Below are 24859 nucleotides of genomic sequence, written 5' to 3'. Positions count from 1 at the left end.
CAGGATCTTAACCGGGCACAGCCACAGATGAATAAAAGAGAACAAACCCGCCTTAAAATTTTACAGGCAGCCTGGCAGCTGTTTCGTCAAACCGGGTATCAGGACACGACCACTCGTCTTATTGCGGAACAGGCTGGCGTTGCCGCCGGGACTGTATTCAGCCATTTTCCATCCAAGCTCTCGCTGCTCAAAGCAGGACTGATGCAACAAATCGATATGGTTTTGAAAAATGCGAAAGCTGAAGAACCCGATACCCACCCGCAAGGCAAGCTCATCCACTACGCAAGCCATCTGTACGCTTTTTACTGCAGTGAAGCCGACTTCAGCCGGGAGTTATTCAGAGAATTAATCTGGCAGCAGGAAGAATTTGAGCAGCAGCTGGATGCCTTTCGTCATCAGCTTTTTGCTCAGGAAGAGAACCACAACCCGGATATGGCTGCCGTGATGATGGATTGTTACTTCATGACTTTAGTTTCCGGGCTGAACGCAACTGAGCCTGATGCATCCGTCATGCTGCATCAGTTACAACGAAAACTGCAGGTGTTACAGCTCAGCGAAGCGCCTGACGACGCGCATGCGCCACAGCAATGAGGCGTTTTTCAAGCACAGATTGCTTACCGGACTGTGCTTTTTCCAGTTCTCGCAGCAAACGGGTGATTTCAGTGTCCAGATATCGGGCATTTTTCGTTCTGACCAGTGAACGAATCACTTTTTCAGCATTCTCCGGTAACGGCTGTTCAATCGCCCAGCGATAACTGTATCCGGCGATACCCGGGTTCACCGCGACCCGGCTGGTATCACTCCTGGCTTGCTCTGGCTGTTTCGGAGCAGGCGCATCTTCTGTCCGCCCCACTCTCGCATAATATTTTTCTGTCACTGGCGTCCCGGCTGCAGGCAACTCACCGGCTTGGTACAACAACGGACCGATGCTTCCGGCCAGTTCGATCGCCGCTTCCCGGACAAAAGCGCTGGCATTGCGCTTCCCTTTTTTTTCTGTATCTGTGTAATACACAGCGGCAAAATCTTTCGCACGGGTCAGTGCCACATAAGCGAGACGTCGCTCTTCTTCCTGATCTGTTTTCATGTCTGTCGCCGCAGGGTTACGGTAAGGGAACGCATCTTTATCCCAAAACGGCAGATAGACCCGGTCATACTCACATCCTTTTGCCCGGAAAATTGTGGTCACCTGGATACTTTCGGATTGCGCTGGCTGTGCGCTTCGCTCCGTACTGACCTGTCTGGACTGAGCCGAATAAAATTCGAAATATTGCAGCGCTTTTTCACACCGTTGGTCCATCGTTTCCAGTACGGTTGAAACCGCATCCAGCCGGTCAATCGCTTCTTCGATTTCACTGGCTGTTGCTTCTGTTTTCCATATCCAGCTGTCCAGCCCGCTTTCCCGGCGATACTGCTCAAAAACGTCAAACGCCTTCTGGCTACCTTTGCGTTGCAGACGCCCCAGTAAATCCAGCCGCTCAATCAGATTGTCCAGTTTGAGATTCGGGTTCGCTTGACCATGACGTTCTGCAAACCCGGTCCAGGCCTTGCTGTTCATTTTCGCCAGCTGGTCACACAGCGGTTTCAGTTCCTTATTCGGCACATAACAATGCGGAAACGACATCAGACTGAACATCAGCGTCGAGCGATCCTGATCAGCCATCTGTTCAAAACGTCCCACAGCAAGCTGCATGACTTCCATCAGCAACCGGACTTCCCTGCTGTTGGCCAGGACAGACGGCACTGGCATCTGGTATGGAATTTGTTTACTGAGAAACGCCAGTTCAAACAGCAACGTCTGGGACCAGCGCCGGACCAGAATCGCTACATCGCCCGGCTTGCCGCCTTGCTCAAGGTGTGTCTGTATTGCGGTCACAATTTCTCCGACCTGACGTGGCGAACCAGTCAGGCTGACCTGCGTATCTGACACGGCCTCCGAAGGAACCGTCAGAAAATCAGAAAAACGGGCCTGGTTATGCGCAATCAAATGACTGGCAGCCAAGGCCAGACTGTGCCCGAAACGAAAGGTCTGAGACAGGGTATAGACAGTCGCAGGTGCGAAGTCTCGCTCAAAGTTGAGCATAAACTGAGGCGCACTGCCCCGCCAGGTGTAAATACACTGATCCACATCGCCTACAGCCACCAGCTGGCAGCCGTCCCCGAGTAACAGTTTCAGCAGGCGGTACTGTGCATTGTTGATGTCCTGAAATTCATCCACAACCAAAAGCCGGCACTGATGCTGATAACGCGCCCTCAGGCTGATATTTTGTTCCAGCAGACCAACCACGGTGACCAGCCAGTCGTCAAAAAACAGCAACCGCTGTGCCTGCCGTAAATGCTCAAAGGCCTGAAAAGCCTGCAGAATAAAACGGTAATCGCTGTTAATTCCGGCCATCGCAAAGACTTCAGCCGGTGGCAGCATATGCGCTTTCACCAGCCCCACAAAACTCAGCAGCAATTCCAGCGTTTTCGGCTCTTTCAGTTGCTGCTGCTTGCTGTAAGCCGTTTCTTTGCCGGCCATTTGTCGCAGCACCTGCTTTGCCAGACTTTTATCGTTTTCACCCGGTTTGAAATCGACTCTGAAGCCCGATTCCGCCAGATAACCGGACTGGTTCAGCACACTCAGACAAAAACTGTGAAAGGTATGCACAGGCACAGGCTGTTCAACACCCGCCTGCGCCAGCTTCCGCTGAAAGTCACGCCGGATATCACTGTTGAACATCAGCACCAGCATTTCCTGGGCTGGCCGCTTGAGAAGCTGTGCCTGAATCAGGCCAACCAGCGTCGTTGTTTTACCTGTGCCTGCACCGGCAATACATAAGGCATTTCCTTCTTCATGCTGAATAAAACGCTGCTGTTCAGAAGTAAAATGCATGTTGAATACACCGTGGCCAGAAAGATGAAGGGACGCGATTTTGCCATAATTTCATCCCATACACGAACCTCTGCTCTGTCTTTGCGATTTCTGCTGAAATTTCAGGGATTGCCGGATTAACCATCAGTCAGAAAAACACCAAGGCAAACGTTTGCTTTTTTGCTGAAAGGCAAAATGACTTCTGCTATTATCTGCCTCGCCAACAGGAGGTTTCGCCCCCTGCCAGTAATTTTCATCGAATTGACTCTTGAAATAGGAACTTCACCATGAGCCTTGCTGATCAAGTTCTCGCTGTAAATGATGATCTCCCAATCCGTACCGACCAGCCGGTTCACAGCGGTAAAGTACGCTCCGTTTACTGGCTGACTGAAGCTGACAGCCGACGCCTGATCCAGGAGAAAGGCTATGATGTCAGCCCGGATGCCCCGCTGGCAATTATGGTCATCAGCGATCGCATTTCTGCATTCGACTGTATCTGGCACGGTGAAGGCGGCCTGAAAGGCGTTCCGGGAAAAGGTGCCGCCCTGAATGCGATTTCAAACCACTGGTTCCGCCTGTTCCGTGAGCAGGGTCTGGCAGACAGCCATATTCTGGATATCCCGCACCCCTTCGTCTGGATAGTGCAGAAAGCGCGTCCAATCAAAGTAGAAGCCATTTGTCGTCAGTATATTACGGGTTCAATGTGGCGCGCATATGCCAATGGCGACCGTGAGTTTTGCGGCATTGAGGTTCCGGATGGTCTGCAAAAAGATCAGAAACTGCCAGAGTTACTGATCACCCCATCCACAAAAGGCATCCTGCACGGTATTCCGGGTGTGCCTGCGGTTGATGATGTCAATGTCACCCGCAACGATCTGCTGAACAATTTCAAAGCCTTCAACTTCAGCAAACCTGAAGACATAGACCATTACGAAACGCTGCTGAAACAAGGTTTTGGCGTGATCAGTGATGCCCTAGCTCAACTGGATCAGATTTTTGTCGATACCAAGTTCGAATTCGGCTATGTCACCGATGCCAGTGGTAAAGAAAAAATGATCTATATGGACGAAGTCGGCACGCCGGACTCTTCCCGTATCTGGGACGGCCCGGCTTACCGTGAAGGTCAGATTGTTGAAAACTCAAAAGAAGACTTCCGGCAGTTACTGCTGAACCACTTCCCGGATCCGGATATTCTGCTGAATAAAGATCGTATGAACGAACGTGAGGCACTGGCACGTGATAACGCATTGCCGAAAGAAGTACTGATGCAGGTGTCCCGCATTTATACAGGTATTGCTGAAAAGATTACCGGCAAGAAAATTGTCCTGGGCGGTAATCCCAAAGAAGAAATCATCACAGTCCTGCGCAATGAATATAGCCTGATCGACTGACAATATTCCTCTCGTTGTATACTTTCAGGGCAGCTTCGGCTGCCCTTTTCAATCCGCACAATATTCTTCACTAGCGTCAAATGTATTATTCCTCACAAAATGATTCTCAAAAAACATTCATGCATCACAAATACAAATTTTCGCTATTAAGGCTTTTTTGCTGCGGGACGACAATAGAAGGACAAAAACATTCAAAGCAGTAGTTGAGGGACCCAATGAAGTTTAGCCACAAGATCGTTGCCACTTCGTCGGCAATACTGTTCGCCGCCTTAGTATTACTTTCAGGTATCCAGTACGTTCACACCAGAGATGATGTCAACAAGTTAGTCAGCAGCAGCATCAATGAGATCGTTTCCGGCGTGAATCAAACGCTGGTCACCGAGATCGCCAGCCGTACCAAATTAGCAAATATGACAACCAGCCTTGTCGAACAAAATTTCTCTCCTGAAAACATTCGTACCGTTATCGGTCAATCCGTTTTAGCAAACACTTTTGAACTGACTGGTGTCGGATTCGAGAAAGATGGCTCCTACATCATCAGTGATCCAAGCTGGCAGCCTTCCGCAGGCTGGGATCCTCGCAAACGTCCCTGGTATACACAGGCCAGAGACGCCGGGCATATGATCATCACATCCGCCTACCGCGATTCAGTCACCAATGAAATTCTGGTTTCTTTTGCTGCGCCAATCAAACAAAGCGGTAAATTTGCAGGCGCCATTTTCTTCGACGTCAGCATGAGTAAAATGGCCAGCCTCATCAACCAGGCCTCCCTGTTTGATGCAGGTTATCTTTTCCTGATATCTGGCAAAGACACCATCATTGCCCACCCGGATAAGAAGAATAACGGTAAAATACTGTCTGAAACTTATCCGGGATTAAAGGTATCAGACAAACCCATTGATACTGAGCTGGATAACGAATCTGTGAACGTCAGCTTCCATAAAGTAGATGGTCAGAATCTGTATATTGGTGCTGTACTGAAAAAAGACATCGCTTTTGCGGCCGTGAACCAAATTAAGCAAAATGCGATTGTGTATTCACTGCTGTTCATTGCATTTGGCTGTGTAGCAGTTTTCCTGATGGTGAAACGCCTGATGCGTCCACTGGACGTGATTAACCAGGCCATGAGAAACATCTCTTCCGGTCAGGCTGATCTGACACAGCGTCTCAACACCGATGCTGAACCAGAATTTGCCACTTTGGCACAAAGCTTTAATCAGTTTGCAGAACGGATGCAACAACAGATTATCCGTTCACAAACCTTAAGCCGCGACATCATGCAAGGCACGGAACTCACCGCAGAGGGTGCGAATCGTTCCGCAGAAGCCATGAACCGCCAGCTGCAGCAACTGGAACAACTGGCCACGGCCATGAATGAAATGGCTTCCACTTCTGCCAATGTCGCTGACAACGCACAAAGCGCCGCGTCTGCTGCTTCTGCAGCCGAAGAAGCCGCACAACAAGGCAGCAATGTCGTTTCCCGTACATCCGTATCGATTCACGATCTGTCGGATCAAATCGATCAGGCCGTTGATGTGGTCAGAGAACTGGAGTCTGCAACCGGGAATATTGAGCGTATTCTTCAGGTCATTAATGACATCGCCGATCAAACCAACCTGCTGGCACTGAATGCGGCGATTGAAGCAGCAAGGGCGGGTGATTCCGGCCGTGGTTTTGCCGTAGTTGCCGACGAAGTCCGCACGCTGGCCCAACGTACCCAACAATCGACCACTGAAATCCGCCAGATGATTGAACAGCTTCAGGCGGGCGCGAGCTCAGCAACCAGCACAATGGCGCTGAGTAAAAACACCGCCAGCAGCACGGTGGCTATGGCACAGGAAGCGGATGATGCTCTTTCAAGCATTCGTGAGGCCATTCAGCAAATTAATGATATGAATATACAAATTGCTTCCGCTGCTGAAGAGCAAAGTCTGGTCGCTGAAGACATTAACGGTAACACCATCAACATTAAAGATCTGTCGGTTCAGGTAGCTGAAACCGCCAGTGAAACCAGTGTTGCCATGGAAACGCAGATTCAGAATGTTCGAGAGCAGAATGATCTGATGAGACAGTTTACGGTTTAAGCTGTGTTTTGCCGCCAGATTAATTATCTGGCGGCATCATTGTTCTATCCCGTGTGGAAATGTCCGGATAAGTGTTCAGACACGAACGAATTTCAGCGTCTCAGGTAAATATGGTCCGCATAACGTTTACCGCCAATTTCGTAAGCTTCAGGAATTTTTTCCTGTAACGTGAAACCGCACTTTTCCAGCACGCGCTCAGATGCGATATTTCCTTCCGTGACCACCGCTTGAAAGGCATCAAGACCACATTCATCTTCAGCCCAATTGATCACGGCGCGCAGGGATTCTGTCCCATAGCCTTTGCCGTAATACTCAGGCATGAACAGATACCCCACTTCCGCAATCCCATCTTTAAGAATGAATCCGGTAATTCCGACTTTTTGATGCGTCTGCTTTTCTGTAACCACCAGTGTCAGCCAGTCATCACTTTCTGGCGTCCAGCCGTTCAGACGTGATTCGAACCTGGTTTTCAATTCGTCTTCTGCTGGCGCATCAAAACATTTTTCAATCACAACAGGGGTAACATGCAACGCATAAAAAAGTGACCAGTCTGCTTGCGTGATTGGTGTCATGATCAATTGCCGGGTTTCTAACTTCATCCGTGATTTCCTCACCTATTTATCCAACACTATTTTATTTTCATTCAGAAACTTAACATAGACACAGGGATTCCCATCAGAGCAAATCAGTAAAAAAACATTTTTAATCAGTCACTTGTCTTATCGGAAATATAGGCAGAGATGTTCTACAGCAACTGGATGTCACACAAAGCCACACTCAAAAGACAGACGTCACGATAGTCACGTCTGCCTTATACAAATCAGGCTTCAGCAATTGTTTGGGTAATGAGTTTGTCAAATATCTCAGACTGCCCCGCTGGAATCAGTTGTCGGTGTGTCGCTCGGCGCTTATCGGCATCATACATTCGCTCAATCAGCCAGCCAGTCAGATACATCTGAGACAAGCATCCGCCAGCCGTTGCTACATTGCCATTCACGACCAGTGCTTTATCCAGTACACATACGCCTTCCGCTTCAAGGGCTGGCTTTGCATCCGGATGGGTTGTTGCCGGCACGCCATCCAGAAGCCCGAGTTTAGCCAGAATAAAAGCTCCGGCACAGATCGAACCGATCAGCTGCTGCTGAGGATTCAGTTTTAAAGCAGACATAAATTCAGGATTGTTCAGGGCCGCAGGCACACCTTTATAGCCACTGGAGAATAAAACAGCATCCGCGTCAGACACTTCAGCAAGATGACCATCTGTTTTAACTGCCATACCCAAGGTTGAAGTATGCACCGACTTTGTTCCCAGTACTTTTACAGTCCAGTCCGATGACTTTCTCCCCAGAATATCCCGCAACAGGAAAAAATCGACATCGGTAAAATCATCAAAAATAACAATAGCTATCTGATACATCCTATTCCTCCAGACTCACATGGTCATTCATATCATTTAGTCGAACGCAGCATGATGAATTGACCTCACCCTCTCTGCGTGCTGAAAAGAGTCATACTTAAAATCGCTGACTAAAACACGATTTCAGGCCGTCGTAGTTACAGCGATTGCTTCAGAAAAGAGAGGGCTTCACTGGTTTTGGTCGGGATAAACTCGGTGATTTCATAGGTTGCCAGCCCATGCTGACGGAAAGGATCGGCCAGCAACACTTGATCTAAAGCTTCACGGTTTTCTGCATTTGCCAGGATGACACCTCCGGTTCGGGGCTCTTTCCGGCCTGACAACAGAAAGACACCGGCAGCATACTGCTGTTCCAGGTAAGCGATATGCGCATCCAGGTGTTTTTCTACTTCACTGAGCGCACAAGTATATGTGAGTGATACAACAAACATAGGCTTCCTTGATTTGATGACGTAGCAGTTTCGTCTGCACAGAGCCAACCAGAGGCACTGATACTTCCAGTTTTCATCGACAAAACAAATGTAACAATTTGTTTATTAAGGGGACCTTAACACATACACACCCAAACGCATATTTCTCTGTGTTGCAGAATCTGTTTTGCAGTTTCGCCTTGCGGCAAAAACACAAAGGCCAGCTCATGCTGGCCTTTGAATTCATTCCTGTCTGTCTATTTTATTATGATGTTGATTTGGCTGTTCCTGCAGAAGAAGCCTCACCATCTACATTCGGCGATTGCTGGCCTTTACGCTTCATACGCTCTTCCCAGTAATCCGCGCCTTTAATGCCCAGTTTGACTGGATCAAATACGTATTCGGTTACACCGGCTTTCTTCTGTTCTTCATAGTCTTTCAGTGCTTTTAGTGCAGGTTTTGCCATGAAGAAGATAATCAGAATACCGACAATGTTCAGCCAGGCCATCAGACCTACACCAACATCACCCATTGCCCAAGCCAGGTTCGCAGTTTTCACAGCACCGTAGAATACAGAGCCCAGCAGTACCAGTTTCAATGCGAAAACCAGTCCCGGAACATGAATCGTACGGTGGATGTAAGCAATGTTCGTTTCTGCGATGTAGTAGTAAGCCAAAATCGTTGTGAATGAGAAGAAGAACAACGCAATGGCTACGAATGGTTTACCCAGACCAGGCATTGCTGTCTCAATCGCCATCTGCGTAAATACCGGGCTGTTCGCCGCAATATCAGCAGGCAGATTCTGTACCAGGAATGCACCTTCAGCACCGTGTACGTTAAAGGCACCGGTAATGATGATCATGAATGCAGTTGCACTACAAACCAGCAGCGTATCGATATAGATTGAAAACGCCTGTACAAAACCTTGCTGTGCCGGGTGATCAACCTGTGCTGCCGCTGCAGCGTGAGGACCTGTACCCTGACCGGCTTCGTTCGAGTAAACACCACGTTTTACACCCCAGCCAATCGCTGCACCCACACCCGCCATTGGCGAGAAGGCATCACCAATAATGGTTGCAAATACATGCGGCACCATATCAATGTTCAGCAGAATGACGACGAAAGCCATCACAATGTAACCCAGCGCCATAAACGGAACGATAATCTGGGTAAAGTGCGCGATACGCTTCACACCACCAAAGATGATGATAGCCAGAACCAGACACACAATTGCACCGGTGATGATCTTCGCAGAACTGAATGTACCTAAAGTGGTTTCGATCATCTCACCAGAACCGAACGCAGCCGCTACTGCATTACCGATACTATTTGACTGTACACCAGGCAAAAGCAGACCACATGCCAGGATTGTTGCGATTGCAAAGACCCACGCATACCATTTTTGTCCCATCGCTTTTTCAATGAAATAAGCCGGGCCACCACGGAACTGACCTTCATCTTCCTCTTTATAGATCTGAGCCAGTGTTGACTCATAGTAAGCCGTTGAAGCACCCAGGAAGGCAACAACCCACATCCAGAATACGGCACCAGGACCGCCAAAACCGATTGCGGCAGCAACACCTGCAATGTTACCTGTACCGACACGACCAGAAAGTGATACCGCCAGTGCCTGGAAAGAAGAAATACCCTTGTCAGAACTCTGGCCAGAGAACAACAAACGAACCATCTCACCAATATGGCGGACCTGCATGAAGCGTGTTGTGATGGAATAAAATAAACCGGCACCCAGGCAAAGATAAATCAGTGCCGGACTCCATATTATTCCGTTGAGAAAATCGACCAATGACTGCATATGAGTCTCCCTGTTATAGTCTGTATGGTTACAACTCGAGCAGTATAATACTCAGATTGTAATCTAATTGTTAAGAACTTTATTTCATCAGCCTTCATTCACCCATTGAAAGCATCATATGATAACAAAAACACAACAAGCAGTGTTTTACACCAATCAATTGTAGTTCAATAAAATTATATTCCAATAAAGACTCTTACATCCTGTAATAATTTGTATAACAATTAGCCAACCCCACCTGAAAAGATCTCAATATTGTGCAGTAAGTCAGCATAAAGGATGCGACAAGGCACATTTTATGCGCATCTTTATGCACAATATTCTGTAACTAAAGCATAATCCATCTGAGGCAATCTGTGAAAAAGAGGTGCCTGATCAGGATAAAAACCTGTCGCACCTCTCAAAGGGGGGAAAGAGCGTTTTAGCTCATTGCAGATAAGCTGACGAGTTCGCGCGTATACTCAGCTTCAGGCTGATGAAACAGCTTCTGCGTCGGTCCTTGCTCAACAACGCGACCATCTTTCAGTACCAATGTGTAATGGCATAGCGATTTGACAACATTCAGATCATGGCTGATGAACAGGTAGCTCAGCCCGTACTTCATCTGTAACTCTTTCAGAAGATTCAGGACCTGGAACTGCACCGTTCTGTCCAGTGATGACGTGGGTTCGTCCAGCAAAATGAATTCGGGTTTCAGCACCAGAGCCCGTGCAATCGCAATCCGCTGCCGCTGCCCGCCGGAAAACTCATTCGGATAACGAAACCGGGTTGCCGGATCCAGCTCAACATCCTGCATGGCCTGGCAGATCATGGCATCCTCTTCCTGTTCTGACAGATGCTGATGTACCTTGAGCCCTTCACCAATAATCTGAGCAACCGACATACGCGGGTTGAGCGCAGAAAACGGATCCTGAAAGACTACCTGTAACCGGCTCCGGTAAGGCAGCATTCCCTTCCTGCTCAAACCTCCGATTTCCTGACCATCAAACCGGATACTGCCTTCACTGCTGAGCAACCTCAGAATCGCCATGCCCGTCGTCGATTTACCGGAGCCGCTTTCCCCCACCAGACCAACACTCTGACCCCGTTTCAATAAAAAACTGACATCCGTCACAGCTTTAATATGCCCGATGACACGTTTCATAATGCCGCCTTTTACCGGGAACCAGACACGCAGCTTTTCAACTTCAAACATCGCATCCGGATCGCCCTGAACCGGCACAGGCTCACCAGGCGGATCGGCCGCAATTAGTTGTTGAGTATAAGGATGCGCAGGGGCGGAAAAAATCATTTCCCGGGTATTGGTTTCCACCAGTTTACCCAATTGCATAACCGCAACCCGGTCTGCAATCTTACGAACAATGCTCAGATCATGGGTAATGAACAGCATCGCCATGCCCATTTCTTCCTGCAATTGCTTGAGCAGATCCAGTATTTGCGCCTGCACCGACACATCCAGTGCTGTCGTCGGCTCATCCGCAATCAGCAGGTCCGGTTCATTAATCAGCGCCATGGCAATCATGACCCGCTGCCGCTCGCCGCCGGAAAGTTCGTGCGGATAAGCATACATCCGTTGCTCCGGATTCCGGATCCCGACTTTCTTCAGCCAGCTCAGTGCGCGCTTTTCAGCCTGCCGCTGACGAACACCCCGGTGTATCGCCAGGGTTTCACACAGCTGGCGGCCGATTTTATGGAGCGGGTTCAGCGACATCATCGGTTCCTGAAAAATCATCCCGATTTTTCCGCCACGCAGTCCCCTGAGCTGGCGTTCGCTGCATTTCAGCGTATCCAGACCATCATAAAGAATCTGCCCTTCCAGATAACGTGCCGACGCCTTCGGCAGCAGACGAAGGATCGCATTGGCGGTGACGGATTTTCCCGAACCGCTTTCCCCGACCAGCGCCAGCGTCTCTCCGCGCCTGATGGTCAGGCTGACTTGTTCCGTCACGGGGCGAACAGGTTTGCCATTCACAAACCCCACAGACAGATTATGAATCGTTAACAGTGCATCACTCATGGTACTTCCTGAACACTACTGTTGATGAGGGTCGAATGCGTCACGCACGGCTTCACCAATGAACACGAGCAGACTCAGCATAATTGACAGAACAACAAAGGCCGACAGCCCCAGCCAGGGTGCCTGAAGGTTGGTTTTCCCTTGTGCCAGCAGTTCACCAAGAGACGGTGATCCCACGGGCAGGCCAAAGCCGAGAAAGTCCAGCGATGTCAGCGTGGTCACTGAACCACTGAGGATAAAGGGCATCATGGTCAGAGAGGCCACCATCGCATTCGGCAACATATGGCGCAGCATAATCCGCCGGTCATTGACTCCTAACGCCTGTGCGGCACGGACATAATCCAGATTACGGCACCGCAGAAATTCAGCACGCACCACACCTACCAGCCCCATCCAGCTGAACAGCACCATGATGCCGAGCAGCCACCAGAAATTGGGCTCCACGAAACTGGAAAGAATAATCAGCAGAAACAGCGTCGGCATCCCCGACCAGATTTCGATAAAACGCTGTCCGAACAAATCCAGCCAGCCGCCATAGTATCCCTGCCCTGCGCCCACCATGACGCCAACCACCGTAGAAATCAGTGTCAGCGCAAAACCAAATAAAACCGATATCCGAAAACCATAAATGATGCGCGCCAGAACGTCGCGACCTTTATCATCCGTCCCCAGCCAGTTCACACTGTCAGGCGCTGAAGGTGCCGGGCCGGATAAGTTGTAATTAATCGTGTCGTAATGGAAGCGAATCGCAGGCCAGATCATATAACCGTCGGCATTGATCAGGTCCTGAACATAGGGATCGGTATAATCCGCTTCTGTTGCAAATTCGCCGCCAAACTCTGTTTCGGCATACTGTTCGGCAATCGGAAAATACCAGTCGCCTTTAAAGCTGATCAGCAGAGGTTTGTCATTGGCGATGACTTCTGCAAATAAACTGATCAGAAAAAGCACCGCAAAAAACCAGAGCGACCAGTAGCCACGCCGGTGCGCCTTAAATCTCGCCCAGCGCTCCTGTGTCAGCGGATTCAATGAAAACATGGAAGATAATTTCTGAAACACCATACTACCTGGCCTCGAAATCAATACGCGGATCGACCAGGGTATAAGTCAGGTCAGAAATAATATTCATGACCAGACCCAACAGGGTCATGATATAGAGTGTGCTGAACACAATCGGATAATCGCGCTGAATGGTTGATTCAAACCCTAACAGACCAATCCCCTCCAGTGAGAACATCACTTCAATCAACATCGAGCCGGTAAAAAAGATACTGATAAAGGCGCTGGGAAAGCCTGCAATAATGATCAGCATGGCATTGCGGAAGACATGCTTATATAAAATGCTGTGATCATCTAACCCCTTCGCCCTGGCGGTCACGACATACTGCTTATTGATTTCATCAAGAAACGAGTTTTTGGTCAGCATCGTCAGCGTGGCAAAACCGCCAATCACCATGGCGATAATCGGCAGGGTCAAATGCCAGAAATAATCCCCGATTTGCTGATACCAGGTGAGCTGATCAAAATCAGAAGAAAAGAGCCCCCGTAACGGGAACCAGCTGACATAATTCCCACTGGCGAAAAAGATGATCAGCACGATGGCGAACAGAAACCCGGGAATTGCATAGCCGGTGATCACCAGTGCGCTGCTCCAGATATCGAAGCGAGTGCCATGATTCACCGCTTTCGCAATCCCTAACGGGATGGACACAAAATAGATAATGAGCGTACTCCACAACCCCAGAGAAATCGAAACGGGCAGACGTTCAATAATCAAATCAATCACGTTTCCGCCGCGGAACAGGCTTTCTCCGAAATTAAATGTGGCGTAGTTTGTCAGCATGTCGACATAACGCTCCCACATCGGCTTATCAAAACCGAATTGTTTTCTGATTTCAGCAACCACTTCCGGGTCAAGTCCGCGCGAACCCCGGTATCCACTGCTGCCATTCCCCTCACCCTGCGTTGTGCCCGATGGTTTGACTTCCTGGCCACCGCCGGTGAACCGTTCCATAATGCCGGACGTGTGGCCCTCCAGTTGCGCTACGGCCTGTTCTACCGGCCCGCCCGGCGCAATCTGAATCACAAAAAAGTTAATGGTGATGATGGCCCAGAGTGTCGGGATCACCAGTAAAAGCCGCCGGATAATATATGCCGTCATACTGCTTACCTGCTTTCAACCCATGATTAACGACGTTTTTCCGGCAGTTTGGCTGCCTTGGCCTGATCTACCCACCAGGTGTCGACGCCCAGCGCATATTTCGGCCGTACGGCAGGACGATCAAATTTATCCCAGGTCGCAATACGGAATGTGCTCAGATACCATTGCGGAATCACAAAGAAATTCCACTGTAATACCCGGTCCAGAGCCGGGCCAAGCGCAGCCAGTGCTTCCGGATCCTGCTGATGCGCAGCAATTTGTTCTGTCAGTGAATCAATCGCCGGATCCTGAACCCCGGCAGTGTTATAAGTCGAGTCCAGATATTTACTGTTCCAGGCAATCAGCAGGTTTTGCGTTGGATATGGGTTCGCACTGTAACCGGAAGACACCATATCAAAATCACGATCACGGAGTCGTTTGATGTACTGCGTGGTGTCAACGGTCCGGATTTTCATGTCGATGCCCATCTGCTTCAGATTTTTCTGTAATGGAATCGCGATTCGTTCAGTCGTCGGACTGTAGATCAATAATTCAAATGCGAACGGTTCACCGGTTTTCACATTCGTCATCACCTGATTTTTCAGCTCCCACCCTGCTTCTTTCAGTAATGCAAAAGCTTTTCGGGCCTGTTTACGAATACGTCCGGAACCGTCTGTCACCGGCGGCTGATAAGTTTCGGTGAATACACGTGGCGGAATTTTATCTTTAAGAGGCTCCAGATACTTTAATTCCGCAGGTGATGGCAATCCTTTGGCCTCATAAGGCGTATTCTGGAAGTAACTCCGGGGACGCGTATATTGGTTATAAAAGAGAGTTTTGTTCATCCACTCAAAATCCATCGCATAATTGAGTGCTTCACGAACTCTGGCATCCTGAAAGACAGGGCGCTGTGTGTTGAACACAAAACCTTGCATTGCCTGAGGAATTTCGTGAGGGATCTCTTCCTTCTTTATGTAGCCATTATCAAAGTTGGTGCCTTCATAAAGCGTGGCCCAGAACTTCGCGACATTTTCCTGCCGGAAGTCGTACTCACCCGCTTTAAATGCTTCCAGCGTGACCGTGTCATCCCGGTAGTAGTCATACCGGATCGTATCGAAATTATGGCGTCCGACATTCACCGGCAGATCTGCAGCCCAGTAGTCTTTCAGCCTGGAATAAGTCACGCTCTGCCCGGCCTGATAACTGGTAATTTTATAAGCACTGCTGCCGACCGGAGGTTCTGTCAGAGGCTCGCTGAGTTTTTTGTCTTTCCAGAAATGTTCCGGCAATACATTCATTCCCTCAACCAGTGAAAACAGCTTTTCGCGGTTCGGGACTGACATCTCAATGCGGGCTGTCAGCGGAGAAATAGCAGTCACAGATTTCACGTCTTTATAAAAAACACGAAACTGCGGCACACCTTCTTTCATGAACTTATCAAAAGTAAAGGCCACATCTTTTGCTGTAATTGGCTGACCGTCGTGAAACCGGGCTTTCGGATTCACATCAATTTCCATCCAGGAAAAGTCATCGGCATAACGGACTTTCTGAGCAATGAGGGGGTAATAACTGTCGATTTCATCATTGGCAGACGTAAACAGAGTGTCATAGATCTCATCTGCCCCCGCAACTGAGACCCCCCGGGATGCATAACGGTTAAAGCTGTCGTATGTACCGACTTCGGCATAGGTGATGCTGCCGCCTTTCGGGGCGCTGGGATTCACATAGTCAAAATGTTTAAAATCCGGCGCATACTTTGCCGTTCCGAAACCTACTAAACTTGTACTTTCAACCACATCAGCTGCAAAGCTGTTCGCACTCACCCACAGCAATCCGGCCAGCAACGGCATGCTTCGTTTTAATCGGTTCTCCATATCCCCTCCAAAACACCTCAACCACTAATTTGACCCATTCATTTAAAATTGTTTTATTTTCATTATTGTATGAATGGTCAATAACAATTAGCCGACATGTACCACAAATATACACCATAAGAAAATAGCCAGCCTGAATCACTGGGCATATCATCAAAGTTATTTTTATGGTCCGTCTATCCTGACAGCACAGAATAAGGCTCAGGACAGACTCATCTGTCCAGTTCAACCAGGAGTCCTCCTGATTGCATCTGTCCTGAAAACGAATTTGAAAGCAATCAAAACTGCGCTTCATGCGAAAATACCGGGAAGACATGCCTATCCAGCCCCGCAATGCACCAGATTTCCGTATAATCGTGCCAATTTTTGCGTTTTTCTTGAGCAATCATTCGCTTCTGGCCAACATCAACGGGTTAAAAGCCAGCGAATAATCATTAAATTACTCAGATCTATGTTCTGATACTTGGAAGTAGTGCTATACTCCCCACCCTGACATGTGACAACAATTGTTCATATAGAGAAAAACAATGGCAGATCTATCTAAATACAGAAACATTGGTATTTTCGCGCACGTAGATGCGGGTAAAACCACTACCACTGAGCGTATCCTGAAGCTGACCGGTAAAATTCACCGTCTGGGTGAAGTACACGATGGTGCTTCTACGATGGACTTCATGGATCAGGAAGCTGAGCGTGGTATCACAATCCAGTCTGCTGCGACGACCTGTTTCTGGAAAGACCACCGTTTCAACGTAATCGATACTCCGGGACACGTTGACTTCACCGTTGAAGTTTATCGTTCTCTGAAAGTTCTGGACGGTGGTGTTGGTGTATTCTGTGGTTCTGGTGGTGTTGAGCCTCAGTCTGAAACGAACTGGCGTTACGCGAATGAATCAGAAGTATCTCGTCTGATCTTCGTAAACAAACTGGACCGTATGGGTGCTGACTTCTTCCGCGTTGTTGAGCAAGTGAAGAAAGTTCTGGGCGCTAACCCTCTGGTGATGACTCTGCCAATCGGCCGTGAAGATGACTTCGTGGGTGTGGTTGACGTTCTGAACCGTCAGGCGTACGTATGGGATGACTCAGGCCAGCCAGAAAACTACGAAATCAAAGAAATCCCAGCGGATATGGTTGATGACGTAGAAGCTTACCGTGAAGAGCTGATCGAAACTGCTGTAGAGCAAGACGACGCACTGATGGAAGCATACATGGAAGGTGAAGAGCCTTCTGTTGAAGACCTGAAGCGTTGTATCCGTAAAGGTACTCGTGACCTGGCATTCTTCCCGACTTTCTGTGGTTCTGCATTCAAGAACAAAGGTATGCAGCTGCTGCTGGATGCTGTTGTTGATTACCTGCCAAACCCAACAGAAGTTGACCCTCAGGATCTGACTGATCCAGAAACTGGTGAGCCAACTGGTAAAGTTGCTACCGTTTCTGTTGACGAACCATTCCGTGCTCTGGCGTTTAAGATCATGGATGACCGTTTCGGCGCCCTGACCTTCATCCGTGTTTACTCTGGTAAGCTGAAGAAGGGTGACACCATCCTGAACTCTGCGACTGGTAAAACTGAGCGTGTTGGCCGTATGGTGGAAATGCACGCGAACGACCGTAACGAGCTGGATTCTGCGCAAGCAGGTGACATCATCGCTATCGTTGGTATGAAGAACGTTCAGACTGGTCACACTCTGTGTGATCCGAAGCACGAATGTACTCTGGAACCAATGATCTTCCCAGATCCAGTAATCTCTATCGCTGTTGCTCCAAAAGACAAGAGTGCTTCTGAGAAGCTGGGTATCGCACTTGGTAAGATGATCGCAGAAGATCCATCATTCCAGGTTGAAACTGACGAAGATTCTGGCGAAACCATCCTGAAAGGTATGGGTGAGCTGCACCTGGACATCAAAGTTGACATCCTGAAGCGTACTCACGGTGTTGAACTGACTGTTGGTGCTCCACAGGTTGCTTATCGTGAAACAATCACTCAAGCAATCGAAGACAGCTACACGCACAAGAAGCAGTCTGGTGGTTCTGGTCAGTTCGGTAAGATCGACTACCGTATCAAACCAGGTGAGCCAAACTCTGGCTTCAAGTTCGTTTCTACTGTTGTTGGTGGTAACGTTCCTAAAGAATTCTGGCCTGCAATCGAAAAAGGCTTCGCTGGTATGATGAATACTGGTGTTCTGGCTGGCTTCCCAGTGCTGGACGTTGAAGTTGAGCTGTTCGACGGTGGTTTCCACGCAGTTGACTCCTCTGCTGTAGCGTTCGAAATTGCTGCACGTGGCGCTTTCCGTCAGTCTATGCCTAAAGCGGGTGCACAGCTGCTGGAACCAATCATGCACGTTGACGTATTCACTCCAGAAGATCACGTTGGTGATGTTATTGGTGACCTGAACCGTCGTCGCGGCATGATCAAAGACCAGGTTGCTGGTACAACTGGCGTTCGTATCAAGGCAGACGTACCTCTGTCTGAAATGTTCGGCTACATCGGTCACCTGCGTACAATGACTTCTGGTCGTGGTCAGTTCTCTATGGAGTTCTCTCACTACTCTGCATGTCCAGCAAACGTTGCTGACGCAGTAATCGCAGAAGTTAAAGAGCGTAACGCTAAGAAATAATTCATTTCTTAACGGACCAATAAAGAACCCCAGCTCAGGCTGGGGTTCTTTTATCTGTACGAATGAAAATTAACGACAATTCAGTGAAGGATTACTCGCTGCATTCACACAGAAAACGCATCAGCCCATACTGCTGTAACCAGACCAGCTGCTCAGGCTTCTTCACCAGAAAGCGGCCGCTGTAATTCATTCCATTTGCAAACAAGCCTTCAATATTATTTGCTGAACGCGGCAAAATCAGCATCCATCGCTCAGTCAGCAGAATATTATGCGGCTTACAGACAGCCCCACCCGCTTCAATCAAAGACAAACGATGCATTCCCTGCAAATAAGCTTCATACAGTTCATCCGTCGTCATGGCTTCAACCAAATACAGACAATGATGAAACGGCAGTTTTCCCCCGGCGATCACTTTCTCAAGCGGGATTTCACTGCGGACCAGCTGCATGTGACGATGTGGCTGGCTGGCACCGGCTAAGGGACCACTGTTATAAAAACCAAAGACATCCGTCTGTGTAAAACCGCCTAACCACGCATGCCAGTCTTCCCAGCTTAACGGCGACTCCTGCGGTACAAAATCTTTCGAGCAAATCAGCAAATGAGGTGAGATCACCGGATACTTATTCAGCAGGCAAACATGGTGTTCTCCCGCTTCACAAACATACATCGACTTTTCATAGGGCAGAAACGGGTTAGCCTCTGGTTTAGACATCAGTCCCTGAAGTTTTTTACCTGCATTCTCTGTGACCACATGACCCAGATAATCGACGCCCTGCTCCACAATCGTTTCTGCTTCCGTCGTAATGGGCATCAGACTCCCGTCTGCCAATGCCCGTTTAGCCACCTGCTCAGCGAGTTTCCAGTTCATATCCGAATCCCTTGTTTTTTTACCAAGATACTCCAACTTCGCGGATGTGTCATAACACTAAGCCGACTTTTAACGAAGAGGCTTCTCAGCAGTCAAAACCTTGCCGTCAACAAAGCTACTTGCGCTGAAGAAAGCATTCCGGGGCATTGGATTGTGTGTACAAAAATATTTACGGTTTGAACATTTTTGTCCAGTTACGAAAACAGGCCCGCACCTAGCCGCTCATCAGGAAAGTCGGTAAGATTCCCGCATCTTTTTGAGGATACGTCATTCACTACTGCTTATCTGTGTCTACAGATCACTACTCCTGCAGCTAGGTTGTTTCAGCGTTCGGTCAAACCTGATACGACTCCGACGATAACGGTCTTGTTCGGTCAAACAGATCTTTAGCATCCTCAGAACAATGTCGTTCAAACGACATTGCAACAGATAAAAAAGGCGCTTCCTAAGGGAAGCGCCTTTTTAACATCAGATGTTCTCTGTGCTACCTGTGACGTTAAATCAGCTCTGCCATCAACAGGAAGCAACCAAACAGAAAGCTCAGTCCCATTGCCATCATGCCGCCACCAGCCTGATACACTTCAGCATTGCCATTGTCACTTGGCTTGTCACCACGCTGTCTGACTTTGATTGTCATTGCCATTGGCACGAAAACCGCAAGAAATACCAGAATAATGCCAGCGTAACTCAGGACCGACAGGAACTGATTAGCTGCCAGCAAAGCACCCAGCATCGGCAGAATGAACGTAATCACATAAGTCACTGCCCGATTTTGACGGAAGGTGTCAGCATTCTGGTCAAACAGTGCCATAGCAACCCCCAGGAAGGACGTGAGCAGTGCCAGGCCGGTGAATACGGAAAGGATGAGTTGCATGCTGCCATGGCTGGTACTCAGTGCCGCAATCAGTTCAGAAACGTTTGCAAAACCGACCAGTTGCTCTGAGGTCAGATTCCCGACTGCAGCGTAGAGCCAGAACAGATAACAGAACAGCGGGATCAAAGAACCCAGGATAACCATATTTCGCAGTTGCTTGTGTGACGCTTCAGGGTTGTAAGTCACCAGCGACGGAATCACCACCATGAAGCCAAAACTGGTGAAGAGGACCGAACTGGTTTTAACCAGTGCGACTTTGTTCTCGCTCCCCACGGATGCCAGATTTTCCAGGCTGATCCCTGGTACCAGCGTCACTAAAGTAATTGCCAGCATCAGAACCATTGCTGCAAACAGGAAACGGTTCAACCGGTCAATCACCCCCGTACCCGCTGCAACGACCAGACCGGCAATCACGGTAAAGCCGACTTGTGCCTGTGTTGCTGTCAGCTCAAGCCCAAGGCTGACTGTCAGCTTTTTCACCAGATCGCCGGCACCAATGATGTAAGCCATCAGCAGGCAAACCAGCAGCGCATACAGCAGGCCATTCGTGATGACCTGGCCGCCTTTACCCAGTGTTTTTCGGGCAATAGAATTCATTCCCAGGCCGCCACCCGCTTTAATACTGGCTTCGAGCAGCAAAAGTGCCGCATAGGTGGTACCCACCCAAATCAGGAGCATCAGCAAAGAGCCCCAGAGCAGGCCAAATTGCGCCAGGACCATTGGAATGGCGAGCATACCGGCGCCTAATGCTGTTCCGGCAATGATCAGGGAGCTACCCAGTAATTTCATATTCACGACTTTGTCCTTTATTTTTATGGAATGCCGTTAACCCTCATCAAAGGCATTCTGAAGCTTGATTCCGCGTGTTCCCTTCGGCTACTGCCAGTGGCTGTATGTGACGCAGGCTTTCGCAAGCACAATTTCGTCAATACCACAGACAATGCTTCAAAAGCTTGCTGACCAGCCCTCAGGCTTCAGCATGCATGGCTTTCGGGATGATGGATGACGCGATAAATCGGTTCGTACAGTGAAAACGCAATGCTTTTACATCATGAAAATCAGTTGTGATCAAAACAGACCAAACTGGCTCAAGCGACTAAAAAACAAAGGACGAAATGCAGCTCGCAGAGAGGTAAATTGCGGCAAAAAGGATGCACAACTGCAGGTTATGGTTCTCTGACGAGAAAAAGCAGGTATAGATATCCTGTCCGGCAAGGTCGCCAGATTCAGGGATCCAGGGTGTAATATCATTAATCGTACTCCTGATACGATAGTTTTTCGGTCATTCTGATGAAAAAGCAAGCATCTGTCCTGCGTTTTCATCTCTTACCAGAGAAAGGTAAGGCGTTCGGTCAGGTAGCAAGTTAATAAGGTGTAGCACAAACCACAACCTGCATTTATGAAATATTTGATTTCGATCTTGAAAAATCTGGGAGGAAGGTCATTTTGACCAGAAATGAGAAGGGAAACAAAAGATCAACCTGGACATTTTCTGTCCAGGTTGTGTGTTTGCAACGGTGATGCGATTACTCTTTACAATAGTGTTTGTGCAGCATAGAAATAATATCTATAACAGCCACATTATCCAGACGATAATAAATGGTCTGTGCTTCCCGACGGGTTTTCACAAACCCTGCACGGCGCAGCCAGGCCAGATGCTGTGACAAAGAGGACTGAGGTATCGGAAATCGCTCATTGAGCTGAGAAACAGACAGTTCCTCTTCCTGTAATACACACAGAATCATTAATCTATGCTGATTTCCCATAGCCTTCAGCAGCTCTACGGCCTGCTCTACGTTCGCCTCCATCTTGGAATAATCTTGCATTCGCGCCCTCGTATTTACTTCATGTTATTTTTAACTATTTTAAGAGACGGTCGATAGTGCCAGAAAACTGCATTCCCGCCAACATTGCAACAACAAAGCCGAAGATTTTTATATTGCCACTCAGTAAATTAGCCACAGCAGGTCCCGGGCAAATGCCCACAAGCCCCCACCCCAAACCAAAAAGTACTGCACCAATAACCAGAGGTTTATCGATCACTTTATTGGCAGGAATAAAAAACTCGCCGCCAAAAACTGGCGTGGAACGTGTTTTCACCAAAAACTGATAACCCAGGCCGAACACCACTAATGCGCCGCCCATGACGAGAATTAAACTGGGATCCCACTGTCCGGTTATATCCAAAAAGTTCAGCACTTTATCCGGATTAACCATCTGTGAAACCGTCAGACCTGCTCCAAACAGCAGACCTGCAATTAAGGCGATGAAAAGTTGCATAACATTAAACTCCGATCAGGTGACGAACCACAAAAACCACAACAATCGCCACAACCATAAAAGTGAGGGTTGCCACAACAGACCGGGGCGACAACCGGCCGATCCCACAGATGCCATGGCCACTGGTACATCCCGAGCCAATTCGGGTGCCTGCGCCGACGAGCAAACCTCCGATCAGAATCACAGGCCAGCTTGCGTCGATATGTTCCGGCAACACCAGTCCAAAAGGCGCAGCCAGCAGCGGGCCAAGAATCAGGCCAAGAATAAACATCCAGCGCCATTTCGCATTCGGATCACTGACCTGCATTGCACCACTGACAATCCCGGATATCCCGGCAATACGGCCGTTCAGTAACAGCAGCATCAAAGCTGAGCCTCCCAGCACAAAACCGCCAATCAGCGCACTCCAGGGCGTAAATTCCGTCATAATTTCCTCTCTGTCTCTTTCATTCGATGATCAATACACATCAGCTGCTATTTCAGCGAAGCACTGACTGACAATGGAATTTTGATATAGGCTTTCTCGTTACTTTCAGCCGCCGGCATCTGGCCCCCTCGGATATTGACCTGAACCGAGGGATACAGAAGCCGGGGAACATCCAGTGTCTTGTCCCTGTTTTCACGAACAGCAATAAACGCCGCTTTTTCTGATCCGTCATGGATATGTATATTGGTACGGAAACTCTCAGCGACCGTCGTCTCATACGCCAATTCGCGTCCTCCCGGCTGATAGTCATGACACATCCAAAGCCGCGTCTCAGGCGGCAGCTGATGCAGACGGTTCACACTGTCGTACAGCACACCGGCATCACCACCGGGAAAATCACAGCGCGCGGTGCCGCTGTCGGGCATGAATAAGGTATCCCCGACAAACGCATTGCCTTCAATCAGATAAGTCACGCTGTCATTGGTATGCCCGGGGGTCATCAGTACCTGCCCCTGAAGTGCACCAATCTGAAACGATTCATTGTCTTGAAATAAATGATCGAACACGTCGCCATTTGCTGCCAACTCAGCATCATCTACATTGAAAATCAGTTTAAAGGTCTTTTGTACTTTGGTAATGCCTTCCCCGACACCAATCTTGCTGTTCAGCTGCCGGCGTAAGTAATGCGCAGCCGATAAATGATCAGCATGAGCGTGTGTTTCCAGAATCCAGTCCACCGTCAGATCATTGTCTCGAACAAAAGCAATCTGCTCGTCTGCAAACGCAGTCCAGACCTTGCCAGAGTTCTCTGCAAAATCGAGCACGCTATCAATGATTGCTGCATGCCCGCCTTGCCTGTCATAAACAACGTAACTGATGGTGCTTGTACTCTCGTGATAAAAGGCTTTGATTAACGCATTCATGGTAAATCTCCCTTTGCATTCTTTTCTTTATATCGTATATTACACAGATACGATTTAACAAAGCAAGTTTTTGAGGTAACCATGATCACCATTTTGTTTGGTTCAGTTGCCATCGGATTAAGTTTAGGTGTCCTGGGCTCCGGCGGTTCAATTCTTACAGTGCCTGTGCTGGCCTATGGTTTAGGGCAGACAGAGAAACAGGCCATCGCCAGTGCCCTGCTGATTGTCGGTCTGATCAGCTCTGTGTCTTCTTTCTCCGGCATCAGACAGCGTCTGGTTCACTGGCCGCTGGTCTGGCTGTTTGGTTTACCCGGGATGGCCGGGACTTACCTTGGCGCCTGGTTCGCCAGCTATACCTCCGGCATCATTCAAATGACGGTCTTTGCAACGATCATGCTGGCAGCCGCCTGGCGCATGTTCAGACCGGCCAAAACCGAACCTGAAACACGACCTCAGCGCTCATACTGGCTGACCGGTTTTCAGGGGTTACTCGTGGGTGTTCTGACGGGCTTTGTCGGTGTCGGAGGCGGATTCCTGATTGTTCCCGCCCTGGTTTTACTGAGCGGCCTGACGATGCGGACAGCGGTTGCCACCAGCCTGGTGATCATTGTGATGAATTCTTTCGTCGGATTCCTGAAATATCAGCAAGTGCTGGCTGAAAGCCATACTGAACTGAACTGGCAGATCATCGCCATCATGGCAGCTATCGGTATTGCCGGCAGCCTTACAGGTCAGCGCCTGTCCGGCCGGTTACCCCAGCAGAAAATCAAAAGTGCTTTTTCTGTGTTCCTGATTCTGATGGCAGGTTTCATTTTGTACCAGTCCCTGCCCGCTTTATTCCCTGCTTCCACGCTCTGATTGAAAAGGAGTCAGAC

General features: G+C 48.9%; 20 protein-coding genes. 5 read left to right on the top strand and 15 right to left on the bottom strand.

Annotated elements, in window-relative coordinates; translation table 11 throughout:
* The first annotated feature begins 27 nt into the window (after positions 1–27).
* Positions 28–591 (top strand): TetR/AcrR family transcriptional regulator, encoded by a 564-nt coding sequence (locus SPK40_RS03005; RefSeq protein ID WP_330959381.1) that lies wholly within the window; start codon positions 28–30, stop codon positions 589–591.
* Here SPK40_RS03005 and SPK40_RS03000 read toward each other — a convergent pair.
* Positions 551–2872 (bottom strand): ATP-dependent helicase, encoded by a 2322-nt coding sequence (locus SPK40_RS03000; protein ID WP_330959380.1) that lies wholly within the window; start codon positions 2870–2872, stop codon positions 551–553. The two genes, SPK40_RS03005 and SPK40_RS03000, sit on opposite strands and share 41 nt — an antisense overlap.
* Before the next feature lie 266 nt (positions 2873–3138).
* On the opposite strand from SPK40_RS03000, the gene SPK40_RS02995 reads away from it, so the two are divergent.
* Together SPK40_RS02995 and SPK40_RS02990 are read left to right on the top strand one after the other, a co-directional pair.
* Complete coding sequence (locus SPK40_RS02995; protein ID WP_330959379.1) at positions 3139–4242, top strand: phosphoribosylaminoimidazolesuccinocarboxamide synthase; 1104 nt, start codon at positions 3139–3141, stop codon at positions 4240–4242.
* A gap of 215 nt (positions 4243–4457) precedes the next feature.
* Positions 4458–6326 carry a methyl-accepting chemotaxis protein gene (locus SPK40_RS02990; RefSeq protein ID WP_248140476.1) on the top strand — a complete coding sequence of 623 codons (1869 nt, stop codon included), beginning with the start codon at positions 4458–4460 and terminating at the stop codon, positions 6324–6326.
* A 92-nt stretch (positions 6327–6418) separates the two neighbouring features.
* Here SPK40_RS02990 and SPK40_RS02985 read toward each other — a convergent pair whose 3' ends face one another.
* From SPK40_RS02985 to SPK40_RS02950, 8 genes are all read right to left on the bottom strand, one after another.
* Positions 6419–6925, bottom strand: coding sequence for a GNAT family N-acetyltransferase (locus tag SPK40_RS02985; protein WP_330959377.1), 507 nt, complete (start codon positions 6923–6925; stop codon positions 6419–6421).
* Positions 6926–7146: 221 nt separating this feature from the next.
* Positions 7147–7743: a DJ-1/PfpI family protein gene (locus SPK40_RS02980; protein ID WP_330959376.1), complete on the bottom strand. Its 597-nt coding sequence runs from the start codon at positions 7741–7743 to the stop codon at positions 7147–7149.
* Between the two features lie 137 nt (positions 7744–7880).
* Positions 7881–8174 carry a YciI family protein gene (locus SPK40_RS02975; protein ID WP_330959375.1) on the bottom strand — a complete coding sequence of 98 codons (294 nt, stop codon included), beginning with the start codon at positions 8172–8174 and terminating at the stop codon, positions 7881–7883.
* 244 nt (positions 8175–8418) lie between these two features.
* On the bottom strand, positions 8419–9966 hold the full coding sequence (locus tag SPK40_RS02970; protein WP_248140480.1) for an alanine/glycine:cation symporter family protein: 1548 nt from the start codon (positions 9964–9966) through the stop codon (positions 8419–8421).
* A gap of 421 nt (positions 9967–10387) precedes the next feature.
* Positions 10388–11983, bottom strand: a complete 1596-nt coding sequence (locus SPK40_RS02965) for an ABC transporter ATP-binding protein (protein WP_330959374.1) — start codon at positions 11981–11983, stop codon at positions 10388–10390.
* Positions 11984–11998: 15 nt separating this feature from the next.
* Positions 11999–13021 carry an ABC transporter permease gene (locus tag SPK40_RS02960; protein ID WP_248140482.1) on the bottom strand — a complete coding sequence of 341 codons (1023 nt, stop codon included), beginning with the start codon at positions 13019–13021 and terminating at the stop codon, positions 11999–12001.
* A 25-nt stretch (positions 13022–13046) separates the two neighbouring features.
* Positions 13047–14144 (bottom strand): microcin C ABC transporter permease YejB, encoded by a 1098-nt coding sequence (locus SPK40_RS02955; RefSeq protein ID WP_330959373.1) that lies wholly within the window; start codon positions 14142–14144, stop codon positions 13047–13049.
* A 26-nt stretch (positions 14145–14170) separates the two neighbouring features.
* A complete protein-coding gene (locus SPK40_RS02950) occupies positions 14171–15973 on the bottom strand; it encodes an extracellular solute-binding protein (protein WP_330959846.1) in 1803 nt (600 codons plus the stop codon).
* A 551-nt stretch (positions 15974–16524) separates the two neighbouring features.
* Here SPK40_RS02950 and fusA point away from each other — a divergent pair.
* Positions 16525–18612, top strand: a complete 2088-nt coding sequence (fusA, locus tag SPK40_RS02945; protein ID WP_248140484.1) for an elongation factor G — start codon at positions 16525–16527, stop codon at positions 18610–18612.
* A gap of 91 nt (positions 18613–18703) precedes the next feature.
* On the opposite strand, the gene SPK40_RS02940 is transcribed toward fusA, so the two are convergent.
* From SPK40_RS02940 to SPK40_RS02915, 6 genes are all read right to left on the bottom strand, one after another.
* Positions 18704–19480: a DUF4922 domain-containing protein gene (locus tag SPK40_RS02940; RefSeq protein ID WP_330959372.1), complete on the bottom strand. Its 777-nt coding sequence runs from the start codon at positions 19478–19480 to the stop codon at positions 18704–18706.
* 496 nt (positions 19481–19976) lie between these two features.
* Positions 19977–21149, bottom strand: a complete 1173-nt coding sequence (locus SPK40_RS02935) for an amino acid permease (protein WP_330959371.1) — start codon at positions 21147–21149, stop codon at positions 19977–19979.
* Between the two features lie 731 nt (positions 21150–21880).
* Positions 21881–22180, bottom strand: a complete 300-nt coding sequence (locus SPK40_RS02930) for an ArsR/SmtB family transcription factor (RefSeq protein WP_248140487.1) — start codon at positions 22178–22180, stop codon at positions 21881–21883.
* A gap of 34 nt (positions 22181–22214) precedes the next feature.
* Positions 22215–22634: a YeeE/YedE family protein gene (locus SPK40_RS02925; RefSeq protein WP_248140488.1), complete on the bottom strand. Its 420-nt coding sequence runs from the start codon at positions 22632–22634 to the stop codon at positions 22215–22217.
* 4 nt (positions 22635–22638) lie between these two features.
* A complete protein-coding gene (locus SPK40_RS02920; RefSeq protein ID WP_330959369.1) occupies positions 22639–23061 on the bottom strand; it encodes a YeeE/YedE family protein in 423 nt (140 codons plus the stop codon).
* 47 nt (positions 23062–23108) lie between these two features.
* Complete coding sequence (locus SPK40_RS02915; RefSeq protein WP_330959368.1) at positions 23109–23984, bottom strand: MBL fold metallo-hydrolase; 876 nt, start codon at positions 23982–23984, stop codon at positions 23109–23111.
* 81 nt (positions 23985–24065) lie between these two features.
* Between SPK40_RS02915 and SPK40_RS02910 the strand changes: the two genes are divergently transcribed.
* Positions 24066–24842: a sulfite exporter TauE/SafE family protein gene (locus SPK40_RS02910; protein WP_330959367.1), complete on the top strand. Its 777-nt coding sequence runs from the start codon at positions 24066–24068 to the stop codon at positions 24840–24842.
* The last annotated feature ends 17 nt before the right edge of the window (positions 24843–24859 follow it).

It is taken from the genome of Photobacterium sp. 53610, assembly GCF_036409375.1.
Lineage (GTDB): Bacteria > Pseudomonadota > Gammaproteobacteria > Enterobacterales > Vibrionaceae > Photobacterium.
This window is presented reverse-complemented; position numbering and strand designations above follow the sequence as displayed.

What these genes read in the sequence shown, in the direction of transcription:
- SPK40_RS03005 (WP_330959381.1), top strand. Translation starts at nt 28, where the DNA reads ATGAATAAAAGAGAACAAACCCGCCTTAAAATTTTACAGGCAGCCTGG.
- SPK40_RS03000 (WP_330959380.1), bottom strand. Translation starts at nt 2,872, where the DNA reads ATGCATTTTACTTCTGAACAGCAGCGTTTTATTCAGCATGAAGAAGGA.
- SPK40_RS02995 (WP_330959379.1), top strand. Translation starts at nt 3,139, where the DNA reads ATGAGCCTTGCTGATCAAGTTCTCGCTGTAAATGATGATCTCCCAATC.
- SPK40_RS02990 (WP_248140476.1), top strand. Translation starts at nt 4,458, where the DNA reads ATGAAGTTTAGCCACAAGATCGTTGCCACTTCGTCGGCAATACTGTTC.
- SPK40_RS02985 (WP_330959377.1), bottom strand. Translation starts at nt 6,925, where the DNA reads ATGAAGTTAGAAACCCGGCAATTGATCATGACACCAATCACGCAAGCA.
- SPK40_RS02980 (WP_330959376.1), bottom strand. Translation starts at nt 7,743, where the DNA reads ATGTATCAGATAGCTATTGTTATTTTTGATGATTTTACCGATGTCGAT.
- SPK40_RS02975 (WP_330959375.1), bottom strand. Translation starts at nt 8,174, where the DNA reads ATGTTTGTTGTATCACTCACATATACTTGTGCGCTCAGTGAAGTAGAA.
- SPK40_RS02970 (WP_248140480.1), bottom strand. Translation starts at nt 9,966, where the DNA reads ATGCAGTCATTGGTCGATTTTCTCAACGGAATAATATGGAGTCCGGCA.
- SPK40_RS02965 (WP_330959374.1), bottom strand. Translation starts at nt 11,983, where the DNA reads ATGAGTGATGCACTGTTAACGATTCATAATCTGTCTGTGGGGTTTGTG.
- SPK40_RS02960 (WP_248140482.1), bottom strand. Translation starts at nt 13,021, where the DNA reads ATGTTTTCATTGAATCCGCTGACACAGGAGCGCTGGGCGAGATTTAAG.
- SPK40_RS02955 (WP_330959373.1), bottom strand. Translation starts at nt 14,144, where the DNA reads ATGACGGCATATATTATCCGGCGGCTTTTACTGGTGATCCCGACACTC.
- SPK40_RS02950 (WP_330959846.1), bottom strand. Translation starts at nt 15,973, where the DNA reads ATGCCGTTGCTGGCCGGATTGCTGTGGGTGAGTGCGAACAGCTTTGCA.
- fusA (WP_248140484.1), top strand. Translation starts at nt 16,525, where the DNA reads ATGGCAGATCTATCTAAATACAGAAACATTGGTATTTTCGCGCACGTA.
- SPK40_RS02940 (WP_330959372.1), bottom strand. Translation starts at nt 19,480, where the DNA reads ATGAACTGGAAACTCGCTGAGCAGGTGGCTAAACGGGCATTGGCAGAC.
- SPK40_RS02930 (WP_248140487.1), bottom strand. Translation starts at nt 22,180, where the DNA reads ATGCAAGATTATTCCAAGATGGAGGCGAACGTAGAGCAGGCCGTAGAG.
- SPK40_RS02925 (WP_248140488.1), bottom strand. Translation starts at nt 22,634, where the DNA reads ATGCAACTTTTCATCGCCTTAATTGCAGGTCTGCTGTTTGGAGCAGGT.
- SPK40_RS02920 (WP_330959369.1), bottom strand. Translation starts at nt 23,061, where the DNA reads ATGACGGAATTTACGCCCTGGAGTGCGCTGATTGGCGGTTTTGTGCTG.
- SPK40_RS02915 (WP_330959368.1), bottom strand. Translation starts at nt 23,984, where the DNA reads ATGAATGCGTTAATCAAAGCCTTTTATCACGAGAGTACAAGCACCATC.
- SPK40_RS02910 (WP_330959367.1), top strand. Translation starts at nt 24,066, where the DNA reads ATGATCACCATTTTGTTTGGTTCAGTTGCCATCGGATTAAGTTTAGGT.